At 40.3% G+C, this 6,784-nt stretch carries 4 protein-coding genes and 1 pseudogene; 1 reads left to right on the top strand and 4 read right to left on the bottom strand.

The window, feature by feature from the left end:
- Positions 1-161 precede the first annotated feature (161 nt).
- The 3 genes and pseudogenes from argC to glpK all read right to left on the bottom strand — a co-directional run bounded on the left by argC (position 162) and on the right by glpK (position 3,456).
- A complete protein-coding gene (argC, locus tag IQ229_RS07405; RefSeq protein ID WP_194042560.1) occupies positions 162-1,136 on the bottom strand; it encodes an N-acetyl-gamma-glutamyl-phosphate reductase in 975 nt (324 codons plus the stop codon).
- Between the two features lie 89 nt (positions 1,137-1,225).
- Positions 1,226-1,832, bottom strand: a pseudogene (locus IQ229_RS07400) (hypothetical protein).
- Between the two features lie 109 nt (positions 1,833-1,941).
- A complete protein-coding gene (gene glpK, locus IQ229_RS07395; RefSeq protein WP_194042562.1) occupies positions 1,942-3,456 on the bottom strand; it encodes a glycerol kinase GlpK in 1,515 nt (504 codons plus the stop codon).
- Positions 3,457-4,388: 932 nt separating this feature from the next.
- Here glpK and IQ229_RS07390 point away from each other — a divergent pair.
- Positions 4,389-5,078, top strand: a complete 690-nt coding sequence (locus IQ229_RS07390; protein WP_194042557.1) for a CPBP family intramembrane glutamic endopeptidase — start codon at positions 4,389-4,391, stop codon at positions 5,076-5,078.
- A gap of 30 nt (positions 5,079-5,108) precedes the next feature.
- Here the strand turns inward: IQ229_RS07390 and IQ229_RS07385 are convergent, their stop codons facing one another.
- The gene (locus tag IQ229_RS07385; RefSeq protein WP_194042555.1) at positions 5,109-6,278 is read right to left on the bottom strand and encodes a PAS domain S-box protein; all 1,170 of its coding nucleotides are present in this window, start codon (positions 6,276-6,278) and stop codon (positions 5,109-5,111) included.
- Positions 6,279-6,784: the final 506 nt, after the last annotated feature.

Below are 6,784 nucleotides of genomic sequence, written 5' to 3'. Positions count from 1 at the left end.
GTGCAGAGGGGCAGAGGGGAAAAACTTAATGTAACTTCTCCTCGGTAACAGAGCGTAGCCGTACCACTTGCTTACGGCACGCCGCGCGAACGTGGAAGCAAGCTCGCGCAGCGTTTCGTAAAGAAGTGCTGCTCCCCTGCTGCCCACTGCTTAACCCTTTTTCATGACAATCCCAACTCTTCTGGAAAACCGAGCATGATGTTTAGGTTTTGGACTGCGGCTCCTGATGCGCCTTTACCCAGATTGTCAAGACGAGCAACTAGCAAGACTTCTTTGGCGGTGTCATTGGCAAATACAAAAACCTGAACAATATTAGTACCGTTCAGTGCAATCGCATCCAGAAATGTTCCGTCTCTCAGCAGTGTAGAATCTTGGAATGGAGCAACCTGCACGAATTTTTCACTTTGGTAGTAGTCAGCGATCGCTTCATAGATAACTTTACCTGATGGTGGATTATCCAAAGTTGCCAGTGGTAAAGGTACTTGTACTAACATCCCCTGCTCAAAATCTCCCACGGCGGGTACGAATAGCGGCGGTGATGCTAACCCTGAATACTGATGCATTTCTTTGACGTGCTTATGCCCAAACTGCAAACCGTAGATGCCATAAGGGTAGAGCGACTTTGTGCCGGCTTGCTGTTCGTGGAGGGTATTATATTGTTTAATCAGATTCTTTCCGCCACCAGAGTAACCTGACACTGCATTAACGGTGATGGGAAAGTTACTGTTCAGGAGTCCTTTAGCAATTAACGGACGAATACAAGCTAAAAATCCTGTGGGATAACAGCCCGGATTGCTGACAAACTGAGCGCTGGCGATTTTCTCTCGTTGTCCTGGATTTAGTTCTGGGAAACCATATACCCAATCCTTAGCTGTACGATGGGCACTACTAGCATCAAGGATCTTAACTCTAGTATTACTGACTAAGCTAACAGCTTCACGGGCCGCATCATCAGGCAGGCAGAGAATGATAACATCAACAGCATTGATTAGTTTGGTTCGCTCATTTGCATCTTTACGTTTAGATGCTTCAATGCTAACTAACTCGATATCATCCCGTTGGTTCAGGCGTGAGTAAATTTGTAAGCCTGTGGTTCCCGATTCCCCATCAATGAAAATCTTCGGTTTAGTAGTCATGCGCTTTTTATTATATGGAGTGATATTTTGACAAAGTAAGAGTTATTTTAACAATCGATTTTTGAATGAAATTAACCTGCTTTCACCATCTACACCAAAAAGCTCAGAATTAGTTCGATAGGAGGAAGAGAATAATCCATTAAATCAATTGTGACTGTTTGCCCCTCTAGTTTCAGAAATCGCCATAGAGTTCCACTGCTTACAGTACCGTAAACTGCTGTTAAAGGTTGCTCTCTGGCTTGATTGAATCGCTGTGCAGCTACCATTTCTGCAATGCATTGTCCCAACCCAGATTTTAAATCTGATTTTTTCGCTTCAACAATGACAATTGCAGGTGCTTCCACCGTTAATTGTTCAGGTGAACGGCAAAGTAGGAAGTGACATACACCGTTGAGTCCAATACTCGCATCAAGTTAAACTCTTCCCCTGAAAATACGCTAATTGTGGAATTGAAGATGCGTCGCACTTCTAGCAAGATAGGATTAATTATCGCCTCTGAACGAGCTTTTTCTGTATCTACTGCGTTCGCGCAGCGTCTCTTTAGAGAATCGCCCACGGTAAATCTTCTAAAATACCTTGCAGTCTGAAGCTTGGAGTAATGGGTTCAATCGAGTTTGGGAAAAAACGGACTCCTTCAACAGTACTCAGATGAAAATCTTGTTTCACTCGGTCAATGTTGAATTGACTGTAGGGCATGATAAATCAATACTCCATCCATTTGCTTGATTGTAATAGATTGTTATTTTTTCCTTCGCTTTCCCCCTTTCATGGTGAGGATTTTCACTTCAATTTGTTTTTGCATCAGCTACTCCTCCCAAGCTAGAGTACGTTTCACTGCTTTTTGCCAAGTACCAAATTTGGACAAGGGGAAATCACTCTTTGGCTCAAACACACGCTCAATTTGCCGTTGTTTTGCCAATGATTCATAGCTCTGCCAAAATCCTACAGCTAAACCTGCCGCAAATGCTGCACCCTGAACGGTGGTATCGCGCATTATCGGACGTTCAACTGGAATACCTAACACATCAGCTTGGAACTGCATCAAAAAATTATTCTCGCAAGCACCACCATCTACGGTTAATCGCCCAACTGGAGTACTGCTAGATGCGTTAATTGCTTGCACCACCTCTAGAACTTGATAAGCGATCGCTTCCAGAACGGCGCGAACTAGATGCTCTGGTTGTACACTGGCGGTAATGCCGAAAAAAGCTCCCCTGGCACTCATATCCCAGTAGGGTGCGCCCAGTCCGCTAAATGCTGGCACAAAATAGACTCCACCATTATCTTTTACCTGATTGGCCATCGCTTCAGTTTCAGCAGCAGTTTTAATCAACTTCAGGCGATCGCGCAACCATTGAATACAAGCTCCACTAGTAAACATACTGCCTTCAAGGGCATAGCCAACATCTAAAGTATCTTTGGAATTTGCTTGTGTCCATGCCACTGTCGAAATAAGTTGATGGTGCGACCGCACAATTTTTGATCCTGTGTGAGCAACTAAAAAGCTACCAGTCCCGTAAGTACATTTCACCAAACCAGGGCGATCGCAGCCATGACCAAATAAAGCCGCTTGCTGATCTCCCAAGATGGCAGTAATCGGAATTTCAGCACCCAACAAAGTCGCATCAGTGACTCCAAATACTCCTAAACTCGGCTGAATCTGGGGCAAAATATGAGCCGGAATTTGCAACAGATCCAGTAAAGTCTCATCCCATTCACAGGTTTTGAGATTCATCAACATTGTACGGCTGGCGTTGCTGTGGTCAGTGGCGTGGACTTTTCCACCTGTGAGATTCCACAACACCCAGCTATCAATAGTACCTGCTAAGACTTTGTTCAGGTCAATACCAGTAACATTGTCTAATAGCCATCTGAGCTTAGTAGCAGAAAAGTAAGCATCAATGATTAATCCGGTGCGATCGTAAATTTCATCAGCGTAACCTTGCTCTTGTAACTGGTGGCAAAGGGGAGCAGTGCGGCGATCTTGCCAGACGATCGCTTTATGGAGTGGTTTACCAGTAGTTTTGTCCCAAATCAAACAGGTTTCGCGCTGTACAGTTAGTCCCAAAGCTGCGATCGCAGATGGTGCAATCTGGGCATTTGCAATTGCGGTTTGCATTACCCAACAGGTATCCTGCCAGATTTGTTGAGGGTCATGTTCTAACCATCCTGGCTGAGGATAATACTGAGTTAATTCTTTATATGCCTGCCCAACAATCTTGCCGTCTGCGTTAAATACAAAGGCGCGGTTGCCTGTCGTACCTAAATCCAGTGCTAAGATATAGCCCGATGATAGAGTTTTTTTCCCAAGTGTGTGCATAGCCGCTTTAAATGTTGCGTAGGCGTAGCCCAACCTAGACATCTCGATTTTAGCAATACGCCTTCAATCACATATACATTATTTTGGGTACATTTTGAATTTACTGTTTAGATAGCGTTATGTCTCTGTAAGTTTAAAAACGCTACAATTTTACGCAAAGTTGTACTCAGCACAATGGGTATTGATGTCCGCCTCAAATCCCAGACCTTCACAACATTGCAAGACGCTGTGCATTTAAATTATGTGTAAGTAAGTATATTGGCACAGTAAATAATTATCAAAATGCTGCCTTAAAAGGAATATTACACACAAATTCATAGAAGTTTTAGGATTAAATTTATGTGGCAATATACAAAGTGTCACTTTATTCAAGTTTGATTATGATACTCATGTTTTATAGTTTGCATATAAAAATTAATGGTAAACCAATACGGTTCACAAAGATGTGGAAAATCATTATCAAGAGACAAATTGCCGTCTCTACAAAAGACTAATTATTGTAGAGACGGCGATTCATCGCGTCTCTTACCTTAACCGACAGTATTGATAGTAAACCTAGTGAATAAGTAGGTAGACATAATTAAATATAAAATAAATTCCTAGTTTGTAGTGAGCGCTTTATCGCTCAAAGCAAGGATTATCAGGACTAAAGTTCTTACTACAAACTTTAAATTTATTTTTGCCTAGATACTTATAAATTTTATTACAAGTAATCATCCTAACTTGATAAGCTAACGCGCCTACATATTGCACTATTTTCAGTGTAGACCGTGATTAGTCATTTGTGTTTACCAAGGACAAATGACAAATGACAAATGACAACCTCGCTAGTTGATGTGCAACTTAAATGCGTAACACCTTATAAAAACTATGGATTTAAAACTAGATGTGGTTTAAAAGTTAAAACCATCGAAATACAATAAAATTTCCCCATGCTAAAAGATAACCAAAATCATAATGCACTACTAGCTCTGTTGTTACTTGTGCCAGTTCCGAGCATTGGTATTACAACTCAACTATATATACTCCCTGGCTTTCAAGGGCATTTAGTAGCTTTATTAGCTAAAATCTGGTTGTTAGTACTACCCATAATTTGGTTATTATTTATTGATAAAGAAAATTTAAAATTTGAATATCCTAAAAGACGCGATTTATTAGCTGGAGTCGGATTAGGGCTATTAATGCTAGGCATCATCTTGATTGTTTATTGGCTGCTGGGCGCAAAATGGATAGATGTTGAATATGTTCGCGATCGCGCAATACAAGTTGGATTGAACAGTTTTGTGATTTACTTAGTAGGTGCAGTGTATTGGATATTTGTTAACTCTTTACTTGAGGAATTTGTCTGGCGTTGGTTTGTTTATCGTAAATGTGAAATTTTGGTATCAAGTCCTTTAGCTGTAGTACTGTCTGCACTATTTTTTACGATTCATCATGTTGTTGGTTTAGCAGCTTACTTCGACTGGCGTGCGACAACATTATGCTCATTGGGAGTGTTTATAGCAGGGGCAGTTTGGTCATGGTGCTACTTAAATTATTGCTCGATTTGGCCTGGATACATCAGCCATATTTTTGCAGATATAGCAATTTTCCTGGTTGGCTGGCAACTGATCTTTGCTTAAGAAAAATGTAATCAATCTATAGCGAACTAATCAATCAATATCTCTCAAGATAATATGTTTTTTTAAGTCGAAACTGATTCTACCTTCTTCTTGTAATTTTCCCATCAATCGTGTAATTGTTACTCTAGTGGTACAGCAAGCGCTAGCAATATCTTCGTGAGTAAAGCGAACATTTAGGCGAGTTCCCTCCGGTACAGTTTCACCCACTTCTCGTTTCAAAAGTTGTAATAGATGCTGTAAGCGATCTTGTACTCGCCGTCTACCAGAAATTGCTAAAAAAGATTCTGTTTGCTGTAACCGCTGCTTAATTTTTGGTAGAAGTATATGGCTCAGTGTTGCAGAAGCTGATACTTCTGCTGCATAAATTGACACTAAGTCAACATCAGCAAGCGCTGTTGCTTGGTAAATGTCTAAAGATGTCAAACTAGAACCAAAAACCATTCCTGGTGTTGCCAATCCGATCGCCACTTCTTCACCCGTTTCACAGTAGGTACTGAGTTTCACCAAACCCTGAGAAACATACCAAATTACTAATGGGTTGAGGGGAATAGTTTCTCCTTTATCATATTTATGTAGGGGGCGATTGTTGAAAATATCACTCTTGTCTTTAACTCTTGCTGATTCTAATTGCTGACGCTCGGTTATATTACGCACCATCCAGCGCAGAGAGATTGGCTTACCCTGTTGATTGCGGACAACTGTCACTGTCAAAGCTGCATAAAATAGCTCACCATAACGTTGTTGCAAACGTACCAATAACTCTTTAACTCTGTCTGATTGCAATACCTGTATCAGTTCGTTGCGAACTTGCTGACGTTCTTCTAGAAGAACAAAGTTAATTATTGGTTTGCCCACTAAAAAATGCTTGGAAACATTCAACAACTTAGCTACGGTGAGGTTAGCTTCTTGAATGATTCCTTCTGTATTAGTCACTAAATAGCCGTCTGGCGCTAACTCGAATAAATCTTGGTAGTGATGGCGTTCTGCTTCTAGCCAATTCCGTGTTTTTACTAGTTCCTCGTTTTGCTGATAAAGTTCCTCCGCCGCTAACTGTACTATCTTTGAGGTGTTATGGAGTTCCTTAAAAGCTTCCGGCAACAAATCAGGGGAAATCCAAGGTAATAGACTAGCAGTTTGGTATAAATCTGCTAAACGCTTGTGCAATATTTCTGTACGTTGGACAAATTTTTCTATGTTCACCTTAAATTCTCGCTATTTGCTTGCAGAAATTAAGCAAAAAACTACTAAGTAAATCCTTGAAAAAATTGCAGTATGCTTAATTTTATTGAGTGATAAATTTAACTGGTTGTAAATTGCAATTTTCATGTAATTGAAGTAATAAAGTTAGATTTATTTTAGGTTTTTGACAATTTATATCCTGTAGCCGCTACAGATGAGCCAGTTTTAAATGACACATTATAGTATTCAACCTAAATGCTCAACATAAAATTGAATCTAGCAAATTTAAAAGTATCCACTTGAGATATTTGTTTACCAAATATTTTACGGGGTTTTGCTAAGTATTACTTCTACCCTTGGTGGTAAAATTCTGTAAACTCCACTAAATACAAGTACCAAATCTGCCATCCAAGATTATGCTAATTTTTGACTAAACTGATAAGCCAGTCAAAATGATAGCACTAGCAAAGAGCAGATACCACTGTTGGAAAACCCTACATTTCAACCTTAATTTCTGACTATTATTG

This window comes from Nostoc cf. edaphicum LEGE 07299 (genome assembly GCF_015207245.1).
GTDB classification, from domain to species: Bacteria; Cyanobacteriota; Cyanobacteriia; order Cyanobacteriales; family Nostocaceae; genus Nostoc; species Nostoc edaphicum_B.
This window is presented reverse-complemented; position numbering and strand designations above follow the sequence as displayed.